Annotated in this window: 18 protein-coding genes and 3 pseudogenes; 8 read left to right on the forward strand and 13 right to left on the reverse strand. The window is 61.2% G+C overall.

Annotated elements, in window-relative coordinates:
- Positions 1 to 26: 26 nt before the first annotated feature.
- Together ptsP and JWR98_RS24560 are read right to left on the reverse strand one after the other, a co-directional pair.
- Positions 27 to 2,305, reverse strand: a pseudogene (gene ptsP / locus JWR98_RS24555) (phosphoenolpyruvate--protein phosphotransferase).
- A 22-nt stretch (positions 2,306 to 2,327) separates the two neighbouring features.
- Entirely contained in the window at positions 2,328 to 2,807 is a 480-nt protein-coding gene (locus JWR98_RS24560; RefSeq protein WP_003176750.1) for an RNA pyrophosphohydrolase, read from the reverse strand.
- A gap of 143 nt (positions 2,808 to 2,950) precedes the next feature.
- On the opposite strand from JWR98_RS24560, the gene JWR98_RS24565 reads away from it, so the two are divergent.
- On the forward strand, positions 2,951 to 3,607 hold the full coding sequence (locus JWR98_RS24565) for a histidinol-phosphatase (RefSeq protein ID WP_078735104.1): 657 nt from the start codon (positions 2,951 to 2,953) through the stop codon (positions 3,605 to 3,607).
- Between the two features lie 45 nt (positions 3,608 to 3,652).
- Here the strand turns inward: JWR98_RS24565 and JWR98_RS24570 are convergent.
- Both JWR98_RS24570 and ilvA read right to left on the reverse strand, forming a co-directional pair.
- Positions 3,653 to 4,065 (reverse strand): annotated as a pseudogene (locus tag JWR98_RS24570) (DUF2269 family protein).
- Between the two features lie 43 nt (positions 4,066 to 4,108).
- A complete protein-coding gene (gene ilvA, locus JWR98_RS24575; RefSeq protein ID WP_042945428.1) occupies positions 4,109 to 5,623 on the reverse strand; it encodes a threonine ammonia-lyase, biosynthetic in 1,515 nt (504 codons plus the stop codon).
- A 136-nt stretch (positions 5,624 to 5,759) separates the two neighbouring features.
- Here ilvA and rpiA point away from each other — a divergent pair, with 136 nt between their 5' ends.
- On the forward strand, positions 5,760 to 6,431 hold the full coding sequence (gene rpiA, locus JWR98_RS24580; RefSeq protein ID WP_078735106.1) for a ribose-5-phosphate isomerase RpiA: 672 nt from the start codon (positions 5,760 to 5,762) through the stop codon (positions 6,429 to 6,431).
- 54 nt (positions 6,432 to 6,485) lie between these two features.
- Here rpiA and JWR98_RS24585 read toward each other — a convergent pair whose 3' ends face one another.
- From JWR98_RS24585 to JWR98_RS24600, 4 genes are all read right to left on the reverse strand, one after another.
- The gene (locus tag JWR98_RS24585; RefSeq protein ID WP_205491452.1) at positions 6,486 to 7,400 is read right to left on the reverse strand and encodes an SdiA-regulated domain-containing protein; all 915 of its coding nucleotides are present in this window, start codon (positions 7,398 to 7,400) and stop codon (positions 6,486 to 6,488) included.
- Between the two features lie 120 nt (positions 7,401 to 7,520).
- A complete protein-coding gene (locus tag JWR98_RS24590; protein ID WP_078735108.1) occupies positions 7,521 to 8,447 on the reverse strand; it encodes an SdiA-regulated domain-containing protein in 927 nt (308 codons plus the stop codon).
- Positions 8,448 to 8,697: 250 nt separating this feature from the next.
- Positions 8,698 to 9,363, reverse strand: coding sequence for a fumarylacetoacetate hydrolase family protein (locus JWR98_RS24595; RefSeq protein ID WP_205491453.1), 666 nt, complete (start codon positions 9,361 to 9,363; stop codon positions 8,698 to 8,700).
- A 22-nt stretch (positions 9,364 to 9,385) separates the two neighbouring features.
- Positions 9,386 to 10,780 (reverse strand): FAD-binding oxidoreductase, encoded by a 1,395-nt coding sequence (locus tag JWR98_RS24600; RefSeq protein ID WP_078735110.1) that lies wholly within the window; start codon positions 10,778 to 10,780, stop codon positions 9,386 to 9,388.
- Positions 10,781 to 10,984: 204 nt separating this feature from the next.
- Between JWR98_RS24600 and serA the strand changes: the two genes are divergently transcribed.
- Positions 10,985 to 12,214, forward strand: coding sequence for a phosphoglycerate dehydrogenase (gene serA, locus JWR98_RS24605; protein ID WP_003176761.1), 1,230 nt, complete (start codon positions 10,985 to 10,987; stop codon positions 12,212 to 12,214).
- A gap of 67 nt (positions 12,215 to 12,281) precedes the next feature.
- Here the strand turns inward: serA and JWR98_RS24610 are convergent, their stop codons facing one another.
- Positions 12,282 to 12,722 carry a DUF4399 domain-containing protein gene (locus JWR98_RS24610; protein ID WP_078735111.1) on the reverse strand — a complete coding sequence of 147 codons (441 nt, stop codon included), beginning with the start codon at positions 12,720 to 12,722 and terminating at the stop codon, positions 12,282 to 12,284.
- Between the two features lie 134 nt (positions 12,723 to 12,856).
- Here JWR98_RS24610 and JWR98_RS24615 point away from each other — a divergent pair, with 134 nt between their 5' ends.
- Complete coding sequence (locus JWR98_RS24615; protein WP_078735112.1) at positions 12,857 to 13,351, forward strand: transporter substrate-binding domain-containing protein; 495 nt, start codon at positions 12,857 to 12,859, stop codon at positions 13,349 to 13,351.
- 1 nt (position 13,352) lies between these two features.
- On the opposite strand, the gene JWR98_RS24620 is transcribed toward JWR98_RS24615, so the two are convergent.
- Together JWR98_RS24620 and JWR98_RS24625 are read right to left on the reverse strand one after the other, a co-directional pair.
- On the reverse strand, positions 13,353 to 13,868 hold the full coding sequence (locus JWR98_RS24620; RefSeq protein WP_205491454.1) for a 2-thiouracil desulfurase family protein: 516 nt from the start codon (positions 13,866 to 13,868) through the stop codon (positions 13,353 to 13,355).
- Positions 13,869 to 13,870: 2 nt separating this feature from the next.
- Positions 13,871 to 14,503 (reverse strand): 2OG-Fe(II) oxygenase, encoded by a 633-nt coding sequence (locus JWR98_RS24625; RefSeq protein WP_042945439.1) that lies wholly within the window; start codon positions 14,501 to 14,503, stop codon positions 13,871 to 13,873.
- 131 nt (positions 14,504 to 14,634) lie between these two features.
- On the opposite strand from JWR98_RS24625, the gene JWR98_RS24630 reads away from it, so the two are divergent.
- Entirely contained in the window at positions 14,635 to 15,387 is a 753-nt protein-coding gene (locus JWR98_RS24630) for a DUF2059 domain-containing protein (protein WP_078735114.1), read from the forward strand.
- Positions 15,388 to 15,410: 23 nt separating this feature from the next.
- Here the strand turns inward: JWR98_RS24630 and bipL are convergent, their stop codons facing one another.
- Positions 15,411 to 16,352, reverse strand: a complete 942-nt coding sequence (gene bipL / locus JWR98_RS24635) for a phospholipase BipL (RefSeq protein ID WP_205491462.1) — start codon at positions 16,350 to 16,352, stop codon at positions 15,411 to 15,413.
- A gap of 99 nt (positions 16,353 to 16,451) precedes the next feature.
- Here bipL and JWR98_RS24640 point away from each other — a divergent pair, with 99 nt between their 5' ends.
- Positions 16,452 to 17,027, forward strand: a complete 576-nt coding sequence (locus JWR98_RS24640) for a DUF6436 domain-containing protein (protein ID WP_078735116.1) — start codon at positions 16,452 to 16,454, stop codon at positions 17,025 to 17,027.
- Between the two features lie 31 nt (positions 17,028 to 17,058).
- Positions 17,059 to 19,413 (forward strand): penicillin acylase family protein, encoded by a 2,355-nt coding sequence (locus JWR98_RS24645; RefSeq protein WP_205491456.1) that lies wholly within the window; start codon positions 17,059 to 17,061, stop codon positions 19,411 to 19,413.
- Positions 19,414 to 19,428: 15 nt separating this feature from the next.
- Here the strand turns inward: JWR98_RS24645 and JWR98_RS29840 are convergent.
- Positions 19,429 to 20,356, reverse strand: a pseudogene (locus tag JWR98_RS29840) (AraC family transcriptional regulator).
- A 99-nt stretch (positions 20,357 to 20,455) separates the two neighbouring features.
- Between JWR98_RS29840 and JWR98_RS24655 the strand changes: the two are divergent.
- Positions 20,456 to 20,809 (forward strand): carboxymuconolactone decarboxylase family protein, encoded by a 354-nt coding sequence (locus tag JWR98_RS24655; RefSeq protein WP_003176771.1) that lies wholly within the window; start codon positions 20,456 to 20,458, stop codon positions 20,807 to 20,809.
- The last annotated feature ends 42 nt before the right edge of the window (positions 20,810 to 20,851 follow it).

Raw genomic sequence — 20,851 nt, forward strand, 5'->3', positions numbered from 1 at the left:
CCCTCCCACATTTTAATCTGCGTCGGTTACAAGGTTTTGGCAGAGGCCGGGTTGATCATCCGCGTCAGCCCCAAATTCTTCAGCGCCAACTGCAGCGAGCTGTGGATAACTTGCGGGTTGTCGATGGTCATCAGCTCGGCCAGCAGGTCCTTGGCCATGCTCAGTTCAACCTGGCGCAGCATCCACTTCACCTTCGGCAAGTTGGTGGCGTTCATCGACAGGCTGTCAAAGCCCATTGCCATCAACAGCACCGCCGCCGCCGGGTCACCGGCCATTTCACCGCAGATACTCACCGGCTTGCCTTCGGCATGGGCGTCGCGCACCACGTGTTGCAGCGCTTGCAGCACCGCCGGGTGCAGGTAGTCGTAGAGATCGGCCACCCGTGGGTTGTTGCGATCCACGGCCAGCAGGTATTGAGTGAGGTCGTTGGAGCCCACCGACAGGAAGTCCACCTGCCGCGCCAGTTCCTTGGCCTGGTAAACCGCTGCCGGGATTTCGATCATCACGCCAATCGGCGGCATCGGTACGTCGGCACCTTCGTCGCGAACTTCACCCCAGGCACGATGGATCAGGTGCAGGGCCTCTTCCAGCTCATGGGTGCCGGAGATCATCGGCAACAAAATACGCAGGTTGTTCAGCCCCTCGCTGGCCTTGAGCATGGCGCGGGTCTGTACCAGGAAGATCTCGGGATGGTCGAGGGTGACGCGAATGCCGCGCCAGCCGAGGAAGGGGTTGTCTTCCTTGATCGGGAAATACGACAGGGACTTGTCACCGCCGATGTCCAGGCTGCGCATGGTCACCGGCAGCGGGTGGAAGGCTTGCAGTTGCTCGCGATAAATCGCCAACTGCTCCTTCTCGCTCGGGAAGCGCTGGTTGATCATGAACGGCACTTCGGTGCGATACAGCCCCACGCCTTCGGCGCCACGTTGCTGCGCACGCGCCACGTCAGCCAACAGCCCGGTATTCACCAGCAACGGCACCCGGTGGCCATCGGTGGTCACGCACGGCAGTTCGCGCAATGAATCGAGGCCCAGCGCCAGTTGTTTCTCTTCTTCAACCACTTCGGCGTATTGCTTGCGCAGTACTTCGCTGGGGTTGGTAAACACTTCGCCACGATGGCCATCGACGATCATGTCGATGCCGTCGACCTTGGAGTACGGCAGGTCCACCAGACCCATCACCGTCGGAATGCCCATGGCGCGGGCCAGGATCGCGACGTGGGAGTTGCCCGAACCGAGTACCGAGACCAGGCCCACCAGTTTGCCCTCAGGCACTTCGCCGAGCATGGTGGCGGTCAGCTCTTCACTGATCAGGATGGTGTTGTCGGGATAGACCAGGTTGGTGGAGCGGTCTTCCTGCAGGTACGCCAGCAGACGGCGACCGAGGTCGCGCACATCCGAGGCGCGCTCGCGCAGGTAGGCGTCGTCCATCAATTCGAAACGGTTGACGTGATCGGACACCACTTGGCGCAGCGCACCCTGGGCCCACTGGCCGGTCTTGATCACGGTCTTGACTTCGTTACCCAGGGACGCGTCGTCGAGCATCATCTGGTATACGTCGAACAGCGCACGCTCTTCGGGACGCAGTTGGGTGGCCAGCTTGGTCGACAGGTTGCGCATGTCGGCGCGCACGCCTTCCAGGGCGGTCTTGAACAGTTTGATTTCGGCGTCGATGTCGTCGACGGATTTGTCCGGCACCACATCAAGGTCGCCGGCGGCAACATGACCACGGCCGTACCGACGGCGGCGCCCGGCGAACCCGGCACACCGACGAACTTGGCTTCCTGGATGCCCTTGCCCTGACGGCCCAGGCCACGAATCGAGCCGGTGGCTTCAGCGTGGGCAATAACCCCGGCGAGCTGTGCGCTCATGGTCACGAGGAAGGCTTCTTCACCTTCATCGAACTGACGGCGTTCTTTCTGCTGGATGACCAACACGCCGACGACGCGGCGGTGGTGAATGATCGGTGCGCCGAGGAATGAGGCGTAACGCTCTTCGCCGGTTTCGGCAAAGTAGCGATAACGCGGGTGATCGGCCGCGTTTTCGAGGTTCAGGGGTTCTTCACGCGTCCCCACCAGGCCAACCAGCCCTTCATTGGGCGCCATGCTGACCTTGCCGATGGAGCGCTTGTTCAAGCCCTCCGTGGCCATCAGCACAAAACGGTTGGTCTCTGGGTCCAGCAGGTAAACCGAGCAGACCTGGCTGCCCATGGCTTCCTTGACGCGCAACACAATAATCCCCAACGCCGCCTTGAGATCCTTGGCGGAGTTAACTTCCTGGACGATCTTGCGCAGCGTATTGAGCATGGCTCGGGGTCGAACTCCGTCGTCAGTCGCGCGCTAATAGGCGCGGGGCAAGCTCTTTGAGAGCGCGACGATAAACCTCGCGCTTGAATGTCACCACCTGGCCCAACGGGTACCAATAGCTGACCCAGCGCCAGCCATCGAACTCCGGTTTACCGGTCAAATCCATCCGCACCCGCTGCTCGTTGGAGATCAGGCGCAGGAGAAACCATTTCTGCTTCTGGCCGATGCACAGCGGTTGGCTGTGGGTACGCACCAGGCGTTGCGGCAAACGATAGCGCAACCAGCCACGGGTACAGGCCAGAATTTGCACATCTTCACGCTCAAGGCCGACTTCTTCATTCAACTCACGGTACAAGGCGTCTTCAGGGGTTTCGTCGGGGTTGATTCCACCTTGAGGAAACTGCCAGGCATCTTGGTTGATTCGGCGAGCCCATAGCACCTGTCCGGCATCATTCGTAAGAATAATCCCGACATTAGGACGGAAACCATCGGGGTCGATCACGGCAACAACCTCGCAAACGCATGTCGCCGCATTGTTCCACAAAGGTTGTTCCAGCGGCAACGAGGCTTCTTAGCTTATGTGCACTCTTGTGAAAAGACCGTATTCTGGACGTCTTTTTACAGACTTTTCAGCGAGTAACTGCAATGCGCCTGGCTTTATTCGACTTGGACAACACCCTTCTCGGCGGCGACAGCGACCACGCGTGGGGCGATTACCTGTGCGAACGCGGGATTCTCGACGCCGTAGCCTATAAGGCTCGCAACGACGAGTTCTATCAGGATTATCTGGCGGGCCGCCTGGACAACGCCGCCTACCTGAACTTCTGCCTGGAAATCCTCGGCCGCACCGAGATGGCCCAGTTGGATGAGTGGCACAACGACTACATGCGCGACTGCATCGAGCCGATCCTGCTACCCAAGGCCGTAGAACTGCTGGCCAAGCATCGTGCCGCCGGCGACAAGCTGGTGATCATCACCGCCACCAACCGTTTCGTCACCGCGCCAATTGCCGCACGCCTGGGTGTCGAAACCCTGATCGCCACCGAGTGTGAGATGGAAGACGGCCGCTATACCGGGCGCAGTACCGATGTGCCGTGCTTTCGCGAGGGTAAGGTGACGCGCTTGAATCGTTGGCTCGAAGAGACTGGGCATAGCCTGGAAGACAGCTATTTCTATAGCGATTCGATGAATGACCTGCCGTTGCTGGAGCAGGTGACGCACCCGGTTGCGGTGGATCCGGACCCCAATCTTCGCGCTGAGGCTGAACGGCGCGGCTGGCCGGTGATTACGCTGCGTAGCTGATGGCCCATCGGGGCAAGCCCCCGATAAGGCCGACACGGTCTCAACTTAAACCGGCTTGGCCCCCATGAGCCCCGCAATCACCACAAACCCCACCAGGCTGACCACCGCCAGTACCAGGGTGAAATTCAGACTGCCACCCTCCCCCTTGCGCAGGCGGTTAAGCCGCGCTACCAGCCAGAACCAGGCCAGCGCCGCGACGGTGTAGAGGAGGCTGGAGCCCAGGATCCAGGTCTGCCCCAGCGGCCAGCCAGTCAGGTGCACCAGCCACCAGCCGGTGAACGGCATGCTCACCACGCAAATGCCCATCAGCAACCACACAAACGCCCACGGCGCTGCACGGTCACCGCCGCGCCGGCACTGCGTTTGCGCCAGGCCAGCAGCGCCAGGCCGAGGCCGCTGAGCAGTAACACCACGGTGGCCGCGATGTGGATAACTTTCAGGGTGGTCAGGGTTTCCATGTGTCGTCTTCCTTAAAGGCCGCGCCTCAATCAGCGTAGTCGCTCAACCGAGGAACAGTTTATAGGCCGGGTTATCGCTCTCATCCCAGTACGGGTAGCCAATGGCTTCCAACGCGGCCGGCACCAGGTGACGCTCGCTCGCCGGTACTTGCAGGCCAGCGACCACACGGCCGTCGGCGGCGCCGTGGTTGCGATAGTGGAACATCGAGATGTTCCAGCGCCCGCCCAACTTGTTCAGGAAGTTGAACAGCGCCCCCGGGCGCTCCGGAAATTCGAAGCGAAACACCACTTCGTTGCTGACGTGCGCCGCATGCCCGCCAACCATATGGCGAATGTGCAGCTTGGCCAGCTCGTTCTCCGTCAGGTCCAACACCGGAAAACCCTGCTCGGTGAGGCTGGCGATCAGTGCGCTGCGCGGATCGTTTTCCGGATGGGTCTGCACGCCAACGAAGATGTGCGCCTCGCTGCCGGAGTGGTAGCGGTAGTTGAATTCGGTGATCTGGCGCTTGCCCACGGCCTCGCAGAACGCCTTGAAGCTGCCCGGCTGCTCGGGAATGGTCACGGCGATGATGGCTTCGCGGCCTTCACCCAGCTCGGCGCGCTCGGCCACGTGGCGCAGGCGGTCGAAGTTGACGTTGGCGCCGGAGTCGATGGCGACAAAGGTCTGGCCGCTGACACCCCGGGTTTCCACGTACTTCTTGATGCCCGCCACACCCAGGGCGCCCGCCGGTTCGGTGATGGAGCGGGTGTCGTCGTAGATATCCTTGATCGCCGCACAGATTTCATCGGTGCTTACGGTGATCACTTCATCGACATAGTCTTTGCAGATATCGAAGGTGTGCTGGCCGATCTGCGCCACCGCCACGCCATCGGCAAAGATCCCGACCGTCGGCAACACCACGCGTTCGCCCGCCGCCATCGCGGCTTGCAGGCAGTTGGAATCGTCCGGCTCTACGCCGATGATCTTGATCTCGGGCCGCAGGTATTTCACGTACGCCGCAATGCCGGCGATCAGCCCGCCGCCGCCCACCGGTACGAAAATCGCGTCCAGCGGTCCCGGGTGCTGGCGCAGGATCTCCATCGCCACGGTACCCTGCCCGGCAATGGTGTGCGGATCATCGTAAGGGTGAATGTAGACGTAGCCTTTTTCGTCGACCAGCTTGAGCGAGTAGGCCAGGGCTTCCGGGAAGGAGTCACCGTGCAGCACCACTTTGCCGCCACGCGAGCGCACGCCTTCGACCTTGATCTCCGGGGTGGTCTTGGGCATCACGATGGTGGCCTTGACCCCCAGCACCTTGGCCGCCAGCGCCAGGCCCTGTGCATGGTTGCCCGCCGAGGCGGTGACCACGCCACGCGCACGTTCTTCGGCGCTCAACTGGGTCAACTTGTTGTAGGCGCCGCGAATCTTGAACGAGAACACCGGCTGCAAGTCTTCGCGCTTGAGCCAGACCTTGTTGCCCAGGCGCTCGGAGAGCTGGCGGGCGGTCTGCAGCGGGGTTTCTACGGCGACGTCGTAAACGCGCGAGGTGAGGATCTTTTTGACGTAGTGTTCAAGCATCGGCGGAATCACTGGGCGGGTTGGGCAGGGCCGAGGAGTCTAACCCGGCTTTTAGCCGTACGACCACACGAATCCCGAGGTTTTGTTGGGTTATACTCGCGCGCCTCGATAACTCCCCGCCCGTTCCGGAGCCCGCATGACCCAGGATCAACTCAAACAGGCAGTGGCCCAGGCCGCCGTCGATTTAATCCTTCCCAAGCTCGACGACAAGAGCATCGTCGGTGTCGGCACAGGCTCCACCGCCAATTGCTTTATCGATGCGCTGGCCCGGCACAAAGGCGCATTCGATGGCGCCGTGGCCAGTTCCGAAGCCACCGCCGCGCGCCTCAAGGGCCACGGCATTCCGGTGTACGAGCTCAACACCGTGAGCGACCTGGAGTTCTACGTCGACGGTGCCGATGAAAGCGACGCGCACCTGAACCTGATCAAGGGCGGCGGCGCGGCCCTGACCCGTGAAAAGATCGTCGCGGCCGTGGCCAAGACGTTTATCTGCATCGCCGACGCCAGCAAGCTGGTGCCGGTCCTCGGCGCATTTGCGCTACCGGTGGAAGTGATCCCGATGGCCCGCAGCCATGTGGCCCGCGAGCTGGTGAAACTGGGCGGCGACCCGGTGTACCGCGAAGGTGTGTTGACCGACAACGGCAACATCATCCTTGATGTGTTCAACATGCAGATCACCAACCCGGTGGAGCTTGAGACGCAGATCAATGCGATCGTCGGCGTGGTCACCAATGGGTTGTTTGCGGCGCGTCCGGCCGATGTGCTGCTGCTCGGCACTTGCGAAGGCGTAAAAACCCTCAAGGCCTGATGCAAAACCAAATGTGGGAGCAAGCCCCCTCCCACGTTTTTGATCGGTGGTGTCTCAGGGTGTTGGTTTCTTGAAGACATAGAACAGGTTCGGCTCACTGACCAGGTACAACGTACCCTCGTCATCCATGGCGATCCCTTCGGCCTGCGGGACGCGCTTTTTCAGGCCGTGGCGCCCATTGAGCAAAGACAGACTGCTCAGCGGGCGACCGTCGATATCCAGCTCCAACACCAGAAACGACTCATCCGACAGCGCCAGCAGATGACCGCTGCGCTCGTCGTATTGCAGGCTCGACAGGTCGCGAACAAACAGCCCTGCGTCACGCTTGGGGTTGTTGATCACGTGCACCGAGTAGGTTTTTTCCGGTTTGAAATGGGGAAAACCGCGAACCTCGTAGATCAGCATCGGGTCGCGCTCCTTGGCCACGAACAGGCGCTTGCCCACCGAGTCATAGGCCAACCCTTCGAACCCGTTGTTCCCACCGACGTGCACGCCCAGGGTCATTTGTTCGGCATCGGCGGCGTCGAGAAAGCGGGTGTCATCGTCGACATGCACCTTGATCAGACGCTGCTGATGCTCATCGGTGATCACGTAGATGTTGTCGCTGATGAACTCCACCGCCTCGGCGTCGCCAAAGCCCACCAGGGGAATACGGCGCAGGATCTTGCCCTGCAGGGACAGCTCGATCAGCTCGGCGTTTTTATTGGTGACGGTAAACAGGCTTTTGCGCACCGGGTCATAGGTGAGGGCCGAGACATCGTCGTCAAGCCCCTCAATCACCTGGGCCTCCAGGACGACCCGGTAATCCGCCAAGCCAATGGAACGCGCATCCGCCGGCTGGCGCCAGGCCTGCAGATTGAACCAGGCGCGCTCGAACAGGCGAAAATGCTGCGCAACGGCCCCGGCGCTGATCAGGGCGATCAGCGCAAGTATGCTCAGAAGGGGTTTGGGGCGAGTTAGTCGACGCATGGGGCGGGCTCAAAATCAAAAGTGGCGAATAAATATCACGCCGGTCTGAATTTAAACTTAAACGCGCCCGTCTGTCTGGCGAATGCCGCAACTGGAGAACTATCCGACGTATTCGGTGTGCTACTTCTGCTTTTCGAAACGATAGAACAGGTTCGGCTCACTGACCACGTACAGGGTGCCGCTCTCGTCCATGGTCACACCCTCGGCGCGCGGGATGGTGTTCTTGAGGCCGTTGAAGCCGCCGAGCAGGGTCATGAAGCTGACTTGTTCGCCCTTCTCGTTCAGCTCCAGCAACAGATGGGAATCGGCCGACAGCACCAACAGGTGTCCGGTGCGCGGGTCGACAGCCAGGGCCGAGAGGTTGCGCATATCCAATTCCTTGCTCGCCAGTTTTTGCTTGTCGCCAACCAGGGGCTGGCTGCCATCGCTTTTCCAGGTGAACAACGCCGGCGGGCGCTCTTCGCCCAATACAAGCTGTTGACCGCGCTTGTCCCACGCGACGGCTTCAAACGCTTTGTTCTGGTTTTTGGAGGGGCCCAGGTCGACACTCTGGAAGTCGGCTTTGGTGAGTTGCTGAGTGGTGGCATCGACCTTGACGATGGTCAGGGTGTGCTGGCGCTCATCGACGATTGCCATCAGGCCGTTTTCCATCACCGTCACGCCTTCCGGGTTGTCCCAGCCATTGAGTGGCATCTTGCGCAGCACATCGCCTTGCAGGCTCAACTCAACGAGAAACGGGTTTTTGCCCATCACGGAAAACAGAGTTTTGGTCTGCGGATTGTAGGAGACGTCCGAAGCCTCATCCTTCTCCATACCCGGCAACACCTTGGCGTCGATGACGGCGTGATAGTCCGGCAGCCACACACTTTCGCCGCGTTCGGCGGAAGTTTCAAAACGCTCCAGCACCCAGAGCACACCGCGATCATCCCAATGCATGGCCCAGGCGAGGCCGTACACAACGGCGCCGCACAGAAACAGCCAGGAATACCAGCGCAGGGCAAAACGAGAACGCGGCTTAGGTGTGGCGGAGGGCAGGGACACGGCCATTGGGCGCTTTTCCGGAAAGTCAGCGTTAGGTGATAGCACAGGATCAACGGGCCCGCGCGCTGGAGGCTGAGGATTATCCGGATGGTGTGTGAAAAAAATGCAAAGACCTGGATTCAGCAGCCGTACGCAATCAACTGTGGGAGCGGGCTTGCTCGCGAATGCAGTGGTTCAGTCGAAAAAATCCTGGGCTGACACACCGCAATCGGGGGCAAGCCCCCTCCCACAGTTTTGACCGTGTTTGGTCAGGTGCTTAGCGAACGCTGCTTTCGAAGCGGTTTACGCCGGTCAATTCCAGCACCAGGTCATCACCTACATTCAACGGGCCTACGCCGGCCGGCGTGCCGGTGAGAATCACATCGCCGGCCTGCAGCGAGAAGCAGCCGGCCATGTGCTGGATCATCGGCACGATGGGGTTGAGCATCTGCGCACTGTTGCCGTCCTGACGCACTTCACCGTTGATGGTCAGGCGGATGCCGATATCGGTGACGTCGGCAAAGGTGCTGCTCACCACAAAAGGTGCAATCACCGCCGCGCCGTCGAAGGACTTGGCGATTTCCCACGGCAGGCCCTTGGCCTTCAACTCGGCTTGCTTGTCGCGCAGGGTCAAATCCAAAGCCGGTGCGAAACCGGAGATGGCATCCAGTACTTCTTCACGGCTTGGCTTGTTCGACAGCGGTTTGCCGATCAATACCGCAATTTCCGCTTCGTAATGCACCGAACCGCGCTCGGTCGGGATGGCAAAACCACCGTCCAGTGGCACCACGCAACTGCCCGGCTTGATGAACAGCAACGGCTCGGTTGGCACCGGGTTGTCCAGTTCCTTGGCATGTTCGGCGTAGTTACGCCCAATGCACACCACTTTACCCACCGGGAAATGGATGTTGGTGCCGTCGACATACTTGTGCTGGTAGCTCATGAAACGACTCCTTCAGGGGCGGTTAAACAGCGAAGATTTTGCCCGGGTTCATGATCCCGTTCGGATCGAACACCGCTTTGACGGCCTTCATGTATTCGATTTCAACCGGGGAGCGACTGTAGGTCAGGTAATCGCGCTTGGTCATGCCCACGCCGTGTTCGGCGGAGATCGAGCCGTTGTACTTCTCGACGGTCTCGAACACCCACTTGTTCACGGTGGCGCACTTGGCGAAGAACTCGTCCTTGCTCAGGTTTTCCGGCTTGAGGATGTTCAGGTGCAGGTTGCCGTCACCGATATGGCCGAACCAGACGATTTCGAAGTCCGGGTAGTGTTCGCCGACGATGGCGTCAATTTCCTTCAAGAACGCCGGCACTTTGGAGACGGTGACCGAGATGTCGTTCTTGTACGGTGTCCAGTGGGAGATGGTTTCGGAGATGTACTCGCGCAGCTTCCACAGATTGTGCAGTTGGGTTTCGCTCTGGCTCATCACGCCATCCAGCACCCAGCCCTGCTCGACGCAGTGCTCGAAGGTTTCCAGGGCGTGGTTGGCGACTTCTTCGGTGGTGGCCTCGAATTCCAGCAGCGCGTAGAACGGGCACTCGGTTTCAAACGGCGCCGGCACATCGCCACGGCCGAGGACTTTGGCCAGGGCCTTGTCCGAGAAAAATTCGAAGGCAGTCAGGTCCAGCTTGCTCTGGAAGGCGTGCAGCACCGGCATGATCGAGTCGAAATCGGTGGTGCCCAGCACCATGGCGGTGAGGTTCTTCGGCGCACGGTCCAGGCGCATGGTCGCTTCGATCACAAAACCCAGGGTGCCCTCGGCGCCGATGAACAGCTGGCGCATGTCGTAGCCGGTGGCGTTCTTGATCAGGTCGCGGTTCAGCTCCAGCACATCGCCCTTGCCGGTGACGACTTTCATGCCGGCTACCCAGTTACGGGTCATGCCGTAGCGAATCACCTTGATCCCGCCGGCATTGGTGCCGATATTGCCGCCAATCTGGCTGGAACCGGACGATGCGAAATCCACTGGGTAGTACAGGCCGTTTTCTTCGGCGACGTTCTGCAACTGCTTGGTGACCACGCCTGGCTGGCACACAGCGGTGCGGTCGGTGAGGTTCACGTCGAGGATCTGGTTCATATAGTCGAAGGACACGACCACTTCGCCATTGGCCGCCACCGCCGCAGCCGACAGCCCGGTACGCCCGCCCGACGGCACCAGCGCCACCTTGCGTTCATTGGCCCAACGCACAATGGCCTGGACCTGCTCGGTGGTCTTGGGGAAGACGATAGCGGTGGGCGCGGGTGCGAAGTGCTTGGTCCAATCCTTGCCGTAAGCCTCCAGGGAGTCGGCGTCGGTCAGCACTTTGCCGGGCTCAACCAGGGTCTTTAGCTCATCAATCAGGGCAGGATGGGTCATCGACAGAACTCTCGAACAATTCATGGTCATCCTGAGAACGCTTCACGTCGCAGGAATGAGTGTTAGCGGGGCGCGTATGCTAGCATACCGCCCCCGCAGGACAGAGCCCAAGGGCGTTTCTGCGGTGACGGCTTTCCTGCCGTCCGGGTCAGCTTGCGCTGCTCGACTCCCTGCCAATTTTCTCCGGGATACAGGTTTACGCAGATGAGCAAGACTTCTCTCGATAAGAGCAAGATCAAGTTCCTTCTTCTGGAAGGCGTCCACCCATCGGCTGTCGACGTTCTGAAAGCCGCCGGGTACACCAGCATTGAGTACATCACCAGTTCTCTGCCGGAAGCCCAGCTCAAGGAAAAGATCGCCGACGCGCACTTCATCGGCATTCGCTCCCGCACTCAGCTGACCGAAGAGATCTTCGATCACGCCAAGAAACTCGTGGCGGTCGGCTGTTTCTGCATCGGCACCAACCAGGTCGACCTCAACGCAGCGCGCGAGCGCGGCATCGCGGTGTTCAACGCACCGTATTCCAACACCCGTTCCGTCGCGGAGCTGGTGCTGGCCGAGGCCATCCTGCTGCTGCGCGGTATCCCTGAGAAGAACGCTTCCTGCCACCGTGGCGGCTGGATCAAAAGCGCGGCCAACTCCTTCGAAATCCGCGGCAAGAAGCTGGGTATCGTCGGTTACGGCTCGATCGGCACGCAGTTGTCGGTACTGGCGGAAGGCCTGGGGATGCAGGTGTTTTTCTATGACACCCTGACCAAGCTGCCATTGGGCAACGCCACGCAAGTGTCGAGCCTGACCGAGCTGCTGGGCATGTCCGACATCGTCACCCTGCACGTTCCGGAAACCGCTGAGACTCAGTGGATGATCGGCGAGAAGGAAATCCGCGCCATCAAGAAAGGCGGCATCCTGATCAACGCTGCACGCGGCACCGTGGTCGAGCTGGACGCCCTGGCCGACGCGATCAAGGACAAGCACCTGATCGGCGCCGCCATCGACGTGTTCCCGGTGGAGCCACGCTCCAACGATGACATTTTCGAAAGCCCGCTGCGTGGCCTGGACAATGTGATCCTGACCCCGCACATCGGCGGCTCCACCGCTGAAGCGCAGGCCAACATCGGCCTGGAAGTCTCGGAGAAACTGGTCAAGTACAGCGACAACGGTACGTCGGTATCGTCCGTGAACTTCCCCGAAGTGGCCCTGCCGGCTCACCCTGGCAAGCACCGCCTGCTGCACATCCACCAGAACATTCCTGGCGTGATGATGGAGATCAACAAGGTCTTCGCGGAAAACGGCATCAACATCTCCGGTCAGTTCCTGCAGACCAACGAGAAGGTCGGCTACGTGGTGATCGACGTCGACGCCGAGTACTCGGACCTGGCGCAAGAGAAGCTGCAGCACATCAACGGCACTATCCGTAGCCGTGTGTTGTTCTAACGCTTTAAACGCCGCACAAAAAATGGGAGACCCGTGGGGGTCTCCCATTTTTTTGTCTGGATAACGCTTACTTGACGATCACCGTGATGACTTTCGAGGCGACTGTCGGGTTGAACTGCATGTGCAGTTTGTCGCCGGCCACCAGTTGCAAGGTGTGCTTGCCTGGGGTCAGGGTCAGTTCGGTTTCGGTCTGGGCCTTGCCGTAGTGAATTACAGTGTCGGTGGCCGGGATCGGTACGCTGGCGTCAGGCAGCGCTTTCTGGTCGATCAGCAGATGGTGGTGGCCGGTGCCGGCGGTCTGGTCAGTGGCCGGGGCCAGCTTCAAGCCTTCCATGCCGAATTTCACGGTGAAGGTTTTATCGACAGTGGCGCCGTCCTTGGGTGACACGATAAAGACTTTGGCGCCTTCAGGCGGTGCACTGCGCGGGATGCCGTCGGCGGCAGTGGCCAACATCGAAGCACCCAGCAGCAGGCTGGCAATCGTTGCACGGGACAAAAGGGCTTTCATTCGCTTCTCCAGTTTTTCTGTGAAATCTGTAGGGTTATGACAACTTCGCGATAAATTGCTGTCCAAGGCACTCACCACCCTAGCAAAGCGATGCTGAACGGCGCCTCGCACATTCGAATTCTTTAGGAGTGACCATGCGCTTTTCGCCTGGCCTGTTACTTTTGCTGCCCCTTCTGAGCCCCTTGGCTCATGCCGAACTGATCGACGACGTCAATGATCGCGGTGAACTGCGCATTGCCCTTGAAGCCAACACCCCGCCCTACAATTTCAAGGAAGGCGACAAACTCACTGGCTTTGAAGTCGAGCTGGGTGAACTGCTGGCAAAGGAAATGGACGTGCGTTCCTCGTTTATCACCACCGATGAGGCCGACATGCTCCCCGGTGTAGCCACCGGCAAATATGACGTGGCCATCAACCATATCGCTAAGACTGCCGAGCTTGAGGATCAGTTCGATTTCAGCGCGGTTTATCACGAGAAACCTGAGCTGGCGATCCCGTTCCAGAAGGGCAACCCGGCGTTCAAGAGCAGTTTGGATGGGGCGTTGAAGCGGGTGAGGGACGATGGCCGGCTGAAGGCGCTGTCGCAGAAGTGGTTTGAGGGCGACACCGCTGCAGTCAAGGCTGAATAGGTTAAATGTGGGAGCAAGCCCCCACATTTGGTCTATTCAAGACTTGAGAGATGGACTGCGCCTCGGGCAACTCCAGCTCACTGAACACCTGCACGCCGTGGCGCCTGAGCAGCGCCGCCGTAACGCCTTCGCCAGTCACCTTGACGCCGCTGAAGGTGCCGTCATAGGTCAGCAGGTTGCCGCAGGACGGGCTGTTGGCCTTGAGGATGGCGATACGGATGTTGTGGCGTTGCACCAGGGCCAAGGCCTGGCGAGCGCCTTCGAGGAAGGCGGCACTGAAGTCTTCGCCCTCGGCGGTAAGTACTTTGGCGCGCGCCTGCCACACCTCGACGCCCTGCCCACCGAGAATCTCGGCAGCGGGCCTGGGCGTTGGCAAGCCGCCCGCCACTTCCGGGCAGATCGCAACCACGCGGCCTTCGGCCTGCCACGCCGCCAGTTGATCGAACGGCCCACTGGCGCCGCCGTCATAGCGCACCTTGTGTCCGAGCAGGCAGCGGCTGACCAGTATCTTTTGCATGTTTAAAAGGGCTCGTTGCCCCGCCGACGAAACCAGCCGGTGAGGGACAGGCGTTCGCGCGTCGCAGGCATGACTTCGTGGGGCACTTCACCGGACAGGAACACCACCAGGCATCCCCCCGTGGGCACTACATCGTATTCAACGCCATCCTTGAGGTACATGCGCAACTGGCCACCCTGTTCGGGCAGCCAGGCGTCGTTCAAGTAGACCACTGCCGACACCGTGCGCCGGTCATCGTCACGAAAGCGGTCCAGGTGCCTGAGATAGAACGACCCTGGCGGGTACAGGGCGAAGTGGCTTTCGAAATCTTCCAGGCCGAGGAACAAGTCACGGTTCATCGCCAGGCGCAGGCTGTCCATCAATGCCATATAGGTCCCGCAGACGGCGGCATCATCCTCTTCCAGCCACTGGATATGATCGCCGCGAATGCCCTCGCGAATCTCCTGGGCCGGGCCACGCCCTACTGCCGCCGGGGCCAACTCACCTTCAGCTGCACGTTTACGGCACTCAGCCGCCAATTCCAGGGTCAGAGCCTGGGGCAGGAAGCCGTTTTGCTGCGACCAGCCTTTTTCGGCGAGGTCGTCGACAATGCGTTGCAACAGAGGGTGATCAAGGGGTATGTGCATGGCGCGCATAGTATCCATACACCCGTAAATCCGACAGCGCCGTCGAGCACCCAAACACACTTTAGTCAGGTGACTGATAGGACTTCTCGACAAATCCTACGCCCGACACGGACAATAGTGGCCGACTGACAGGAGTCCATATGCGTCGTTTGTTTTTTTCCTTGCTGATGTTCTGCGTTTTGCCCGCTTGGGCAGACGGCCATGACCAGTTGTACAAGGTCGCCGGCTGGGCCGAACAACGTGCGCATTTCAATGACGCCCTGAGTGCCGCCCAGCAGCGCTACCGCAATAGCCTGCCGCCGGCGGTGTATCAGGCGCTGGTGGACAACAGCAATACACGCTTTGCCGCACAAGCCATGGACCAACGGGCCGAAGCGCAGCTGCGCAAGCACCTGGCGGACCCCGCACCCGCCCTCGCGTTCTTCCAGTCGCCGCTGGGCCGCAAGATCGTTGCCGCCGAGTTGCTCGCCACCCGCCGCGACCAATTGGCGAAAAACGCCCAGGGCCTGCCGAAAATCCAGGCCGACGCCACCCGCAGCCTGATCATCGGCCACCTGGCCCAGGCCCTGCCCGCCCGCGAAGCCGGCGCAGAGGTGAGCCTGGCGATTGCCGGTGTGGCCGCTGACAGTTTGAGCCAGATGATCCCGGGCCTGTTGGGCGGCGGTCAGGCACAGGGCATGTTGAATGGTCAACGCGAGCGGTTGATGCAGCAGATTGGCAATGATCTGAACAACACGCTGTTGTATGTCTATCGGGATTTGTCCGACCCGGAGCTGGAAGAATTCGCAACGTTTGCGGAGTCACCGGAGGGTAAGGTGTATTACCAGGCGGCGCTGGCGGCGATTCGGGCAGGCTTGGCTGTTGGCCAGAGCACTTCAAGCCTGACGCAGTAACCCCCTCCCACATTTGGATTGTGTTACTTCAGTTGATCCGTGAGAAAGCTGAAATATTCATCGCGAATCTCGGGAATCTCATTCGCCAAATGGTGCCGACCGCGCTTGAGCATCAACACCTCAGGCTGATCAAACTTACCCCGCAACACCTGCAAATTGTGCTGCCAGTCCACCGTCATATCTTCCTCGCCCTGCACGATCACTGGCCGCCGGGGGCTGCGCGGCGCGGTTTCAATGCGCTTGATCCAGCGCAACAGCGCGCCCACCCAGGCGGTGGGCAGTTGGCGCGGCTGCAGCGGGTCGGCTTCCAGAAACGGTTTGAATGCAGGGTCGTTGGTGTTCTCACTGAACCGCCGCGCAATACCGTTGACGAACGGCCGCAGCAGGTAATAACTCACTTGCGACCAGCCCCAGGCACGCGGACGTACCAGCGGCGATAACAGGAAGGTCTTGCCCTGGGCCGGGCTGTCGGCGCCATGGTGGAGCAAATGATCCACCACCACCGCGCCGCCGGTGCTCTGCCCAAACAGGTGCCAGGGCTGCGGCAGTTGCAGTGCCTGGGCCTGTGCGAACAGCGCCTGCACAACGTTCTGGTACACCGCAAAATCATCAATGCTGGCCCGTGCGCCGCTGGACAAACCATGGCCCGGCAGGTCGCAGGCGATCACCACGAAGCCCTGGTCCAAGGCCCAGTCCACCACATGGCGGTACAGGCCCATATGGTCGTAGAAGCCGTGGAACATGAACATCGTCGCCACTGGCGCGGGCGGCCACCACACCTGCGCCACCACCTCGAACCCATCCACCTCGAAACACCCCAGGCGGCTTGTGGCCGGCACCTTGCGCGCCGTCAGGTCCAAGCCATAAAAGCGCTGATAGACCCGCGCCTCGGCGCTGAGCGGTTGCGCATCCACCAGGGGTCGCAAGCTGTCGCGCAGATGATCGGGGTCAAAGGTGACGGGCATAAAGGCTTCCAGACTGACGGTGAAGATGAATATCGAGCTGCGATATTCATCTGTCGAGGCAAGCATGGCAAGCTACGCGACCTGCGAGGATAGATCCGAATGCGACAGCCCTACCGTACCACCCTGTGCGCCAGCCTGATCCTGCTCCTCTGCGCGGGTGTGCTGTGGGCCGCGTATGACTGGTTCCAGGGCCGCTACCTGCGCGCTTTCAGCGAACACACGGCGGTGTTTTCCGGTGACCCCTTGACGCTGCCCGCCGACCTCGCCGGCCCTGGCCCGATCCGCCTGGTGCACTTCTGGGACCCGGCCTGCCCATGCAATGTCGGTAACCAGCAGCACTTGGGCGAGCTGATCGAGCAGTACGCTCCCCAAGGGGTCGAGTTCTATGCCCTGCAAAAAACCGGCAGCCACGGCCAACTGCCTGACAATCTTCGTAACATGAAAATCCTCACCGCCCTGCCCGGTGCCGACCAGGTACCGGCCAGCCCTGCCGTGGGCATTTGGGACCGTTCGGGCAAGCTTGCGTATTTCGGGCCCTACAGCGAAGGGTTGACGTGCAACGCCAACAACAGCTTTATAGAACCGATCTTGAAAGCCCTTGCCGCCGGACGCGAGGTGAATGCCACGCATACCCTGGCGGTGGGCTGTTATTGTTCGTGGCCCAAAGGGGAGTAGCCCGCGGTCCTCACCCAGGTAAGGAAAGTTCATGAAGCGCGTCTTGCGGATTCTCGCAGTCCTGCTGGTGCTGATCGCCCTCGGCGCCGGCTGGTACATCTACAGCAAGCAACCGACCCGCCAGGGCACGGTCACGCTGACCAACCTGCAAGGCTCGGTCACCGTGCGCTACGACGACCGTGGCGTACCGCACATCCGTGCCGAGAACGAGGCCGACCTGTATCGCGCGCTCGGCTACGTGCATGCCCAGGACCGTCTGTTCCAGATGGAGATCATGCGGCGTCTGGCCCGTGGCGAACTGGCCGAGGTGCTCGGCCCCAAAGTGCTGGAAACCGACAAGCTGATGCGCAGCCTGCGCATTCGTGAGCGCGCGCTGAGCTACGTCGAGCAGATGGACCACGAGTCCGCCGCGTGGAAGGCCCTGCAAGCCTATCTGGACGGGATCAATCAGTATCAGGACAACCACGCCAGCCCCATGGAATTCGATGTGCTGGGCATCGCCAAGCGTCCGTTTACCGCCGAAGACACCATCAGCATCTCCGGGTACATGGCCTACAGCTTTGCCGCTGCGTTCCGCACCGAGCCATTGCTGACTTACGTGCGCGACCAACTGGGCGGCGACTACCTGAAAGTCTTCGACCTGGCGTGGCGACCCAAGGGGGGGCTCAACCTGGCCGCCAGCGATTGGCAAACCCTCGGCGCCATTGCTTCCCTGAGCGAACAGGCGCTGGCCGACAACGGCCTGCCGCAGTTCGAAGGCAGCAACGCGTGGGCCATCAGTGGCAGCCGCACCAAGAGCGGCAAGCCGTTGCTGGCAGGCGACCCGCATATCCGCTTCTCGGTGCCGTCGGCGTGGTACGAGGCACAACTGTCGGCGCCGGGTTTTGAGCTATACGGCTATTTCAATGTGCTGGCGCCGGTGGCGTACCTGGGACACAACCTGGATTTCGGCTGGAGCCTGACCATGTTCCAGAACGATGACGTCGATCTGATCGCCGAAAAGACCAACCCCGACAACCCCAACCAGGTCTGGTACCACGACCAGTGGGTCGACATGACCAGCAGCGAGCAGCAAATCGCGGTCAAGGGCCAGGCGCCGGTCACCCTTACCCTGCGCCAGTCGCCCCACGGCCCGATCATCAACGCCGCGCTCGGCGATAGCGCAGGCAAGACGCCCATCGCCATGTGGTGGGCGTTCCTCGAAACCCGCAACCCGATCTTTGAAGGCTTTTACCAGCTCAACCGAGCCGACACGCTGGCCAAGGCGCGCGCGGCGGTGGCCAAGGTCTCCGCGCCGGGCTTGAATATCGTGTGGGCCAACGCTAAGGGCGATATCGGCTGGTGGGCGGCGGCGCAATTGCCGATTCGTCCGGCGGGCGTCAGTGGCGCCTTTATCCTCGATGGCAGCACTGCCCAGGCTGACAAGCTGGGCTTCTACCCGTTCAGCGCCAACCCCCAGGAAGAGAACCCGACGCGCGGCTATGTGCTGTCGGCCAATGCCCAGCCGACGTCACCCACCGGCATGGAGATCCCCGGCTATTACAACCTGCCCGACCGGGGCCAGCAGTTGAGTGCGCAGTTGAGCGACAAAAGCGTGAAGTGGGACGTGAACAACAGCCAGGCCTTGCAACTGGGCACCACCACCGCCTTCGGCCCGCGCCTGCTGGCGCCGCTGTTGCCGGTGCTGCGTGAAGTGGTCAAGGACCCGGCGCAGTTGAAGCTGGTGGAGCAACTGGCCGCCTGGAAAGGCGATTACCCACTGGACTCCGTCAGCGCTACGCTGTTCAACCAGTTCCTGTTCAACCTGGCCGACGCGGCCTTTCGCCCCAAGCTGGGCGACGGCCTGTTCAAAACCCTGATCAGCACGCGAGTGGTCGACGCGGCACTGCCACGCCTGGCCGCCGACGCCAATTCGCCATGGTGGGGCGGCAAGCGCGCCGACACCGTCAAGCTCGCCTGGGACAACAGCCTTGCGCATCTGAAGGCCACCTTCGGCGATAATCCCGCGCAGTGGCAATGGGGCAAGGCGCATACCCTCACCCACAGTCACCCGCTGGGTTCGCAGAAGCCGTTGGACCGGATCGTCAATGTCGGTCCATTCCCCGCCCCCGGCAGCCATGAGGTGCCGAACAACCTGTCCGCCAATATCGGCCCGGCACCTTGGCCGGTGACCTACGGCCCGTCGACCCGGCGACTGGTCGACTTCGCCGACGCGGCCCACGCACTGACCATCAACCCGGTGGGACAAAGCGGTGTGCCGTTCGATCGGCACTACAGCGACCAGGCGCAAACCTACATCGAAGGTGGCTACGAACAGGCGCATTTCAGTGATGAGGAAGTGACGGCGAATACCCGGAGTACGTTGAAGCTGCTGCCAGCCCGTTAGCCGCTTGGAAAACGGTCAAACATGTGGGACGCAATCAGGCGACTGGCGTGCGCGCAATCGTCCCGGCGACTCGCCGTAGATCTCCTTGAATTTTTTGCTGAACGCCGCCTGGGACTGGTAACCCACCGCGCGGCAATATCGATGAGGCTCAGGCGCGACTGGCGCAGCAAGTTGAACGCCAGCTCCATGCGCAACTGAGTCAGCAGCACCCAAGGCGACACGCCCGCGACGTTGACGAACGCCCGCATAAAGGTGGCCCGCGACATGCTGGCCGCATCGGCCAGGCTGTCGATGGTCCACGCATGCCCGGGATCGGCGAGCATCACCTGCCAGGCCTTGCTCAGGCGCTTGTCGGCGAGCAAAGCGAGCGTGCCCGCCAGCGGTATTTCGCGTGTCAGCCAGGCGCGCAGGATCAAAGTGAACAATGCTGAAGACAGCGAATCGATAAAGGTTCGCGCACCCAATTGTTGACCGTCCGCCTCACTGCGCAGCAGCGCAATCAGGGCAGTCAGTTGCCCATTGGCCTGCCACGCGCGGCTGGACACCACCAGGTACTCCGGCAACGCCGCGAGCAACAACGACTGGCGATTGTAGTGAAAGCTGCCGCAGAGCATGTCCACCTCCGGCCGTCGCCGCCCAGGCGATGAATCGGCAGCACCCCGCCGTCGATCACCCGCGGCTGCATCGGCCGAATCCGTGCGCCCTGGCTGCGCAGCAAATGCGTGGCACCGCCGGGCATCAGCAGGATATCGCCCTCCTCCAGGGTCACCTGTTGCCCGCCCGATAACTCGGCGCGGCAAGTGCCGCTGAGCACGATGTGATACGGCGCCACGCCGAGGTCTTCCGGCGCATGGTCCACCGCCCACTCGCCCTGGAACTGGCAGCGCAAATCCAGACTGCCACGCAGGTTGGCCAGCGCGATAAGGATGTCGATCGAGTTCATTTGCGAGCATCGGTCAAAAAGATGAGCGGATTGAACAATAACGCGAATCCCGAACGGCACACACTGGCTTCACACCCAACCTGTTCAGGAGTAACCGCAATGTTCAATAACTGGTCCGACTTGCTGCCTACCGTGAAGAAAGCCTTTGGCGCGCTGGGCAAGAGCAACCCGAAGATGGTCAAAGCCTACATGGCGCTGGGCGAAGCCGCCGAGGAAAACAACGTACTCGACGCCAAGACCCGTGAGCTGATCTCCATCGCTGTGGCCATCACCACCCGCTGCGATGGCTGCATCGGCGTGCATGCCGACGCCGCGATCAAGGCCGGCGCCACCCGCGAAGAAGTCGCCGCCACCCTCGCCACCGCGATCTCACTGAACGCCGGCGCGGCGTACATCTACTCGCTGCGCGCGCTGGAAGCCTACGACACGCTCAAACCGGCGCCGCAAAACTGAATTTGGAATGCAGCCAAATGCGGAAGGGGCTTTCCCCTCCCG

Origin of the sequence: Pseudomonas lactucae (assembly GCF_016937615.1) — a bacterium.
Classification (GTDB): domain Bacteria; phylum Pseudomonadota; class Gammaproteobacteria; order Pseudomonadales; family Pseudomonadaceae; genus Aquipseudomonas; species Aquipseudomonas lactucae.

What these genes read in the sequence shown, in the direction of transcription:
- JWR98_RS24615 (WP_078735112.1), top strand. Translation starts at nt 12,857, where the DNA reads ATGCGCTTTTCGCCTGGCCTGTTACTTTTGCTGCCCCTTCTGAGCCCC.
- JWR98_RS24610 (WP_078735111.1), bottom strand. Translation starts at nt 12,722, where the DNA reads ATGAAAGCCCTTTTGTCCCGTGCAACGATTGCCAGCCTGCTGCTGGGT.
- rpiA (WP_078735106.1), top strand. Translation starts at nt 5,760, where the DNA reads ATGACCCAGGATCAACTCAAACAGGCAGTGGCCCAGGCCGCCGTCGAT.
- bipL (WP_205491462.1), bottom strand. Translation starts at nt 16,352, where the DNA reads ATGCCCGTCACCTTTGACCCCGATCATCTGCGCGACAGCTTGCGACCC.
- JWR98_RS24625 (WP_042945439.1), bottom strand. Translation starts at nt 14,503, where the DNA reads ATGCGCGCCATGCACATACCCCTTGATCACCCTCTGTTGCAACGCATT.
- serA (WP_003176761.1), top strand. Translation starts at nt 10,985, where the DNA reads ATGAGCAAGACTTCTCTCGATAAGAGCAAGATCAAGTTCCTTCTTCTG.
- JWR98_RS24630 (WP_078735114.1), top strand. Translation starts at nt 14,635, where the DNA reads ATGCGTCGTTTGTTTTTTTCCTTGCTGATGTTCTGCGTTTTGCCCGCT.
- JWR98_RS24645 (WP_205491456.1), top strand. Translation starts at nt 17,059, where the DNA reads ATGAAGCGCGTCTTGCGGATTCTCGCAGTCCTGCTGGTGCTGATCGCC.
- ilvA (WP_042945428.1), bottom strand. Translation starts at nt 5,623, where the DNA reads ATGCTTGAACACTACGTCAAAAAGATCCTCACCTCGCGCGTTTACGAC.
- JWR98_RS24590 (WP_078735108.1), bottom strand. Translation starts at nt 8,447, where the DNA reads ATGGCCGTGTCCCTGCCCTCCGCCACACCTAAGCCGCGTTCTCGTTTT.
- JWR98_RS24585 (WP_205491452.1), bottom strand. Translation starts at nt 7,400, where the DNA reads ATGCGTCGACTAACTCGCCCCAAACCCCTTCTGAGCATACTTGCGCTG.
- JWR98_RS24640 (WP_078735116.1), top strand. Translation starts at nt 16,452, where the DNA reads ATGCGACAGCCCTACCGTACCACCCTGTGCGCCAGCCTGATCCTGCTC.
- JWR98_RS24620 (WP_205491454.1), bottom strand. Translation starts at nt 13,868, where the DNA reads ATGCAAAAGATACTGGTCAGCCGCTGCCTGCTCGGACACAAGGTGCGC.
- JWR98_RS24655 (WP_003176771.1), top strand. Translation starts at nt 20,456, where the DNA reads ATGTTCAATAACTGGTCCGACTTGCTGCCTACCGTGAAGAAAGCCTTT.
- JWR98_RS24565 (WP_078735104.1), top strand. Translation starts at nt 2,951, where the DNA reads ATGCGCCTGGCTTTATTCGACTTGGACAACACCCTTCTCGGCGGCGAC.
- JWR98_RS24600 (WP_078735110.1), bottom strand. Translation starts at nt 10,780, where the DNA reads ATGACCCATCCTGCCCTGATTGATGAGCTAAAGACCCTGGTTGAGCCC.
- JWR98_RS24595 (WP_205491453.1), bottom strand. Translation starts at nt 9,363, where the DNA reads ATGAGCTACCAGCACAAGTATGTCGACGGCACCAACATCCATTTCCCG.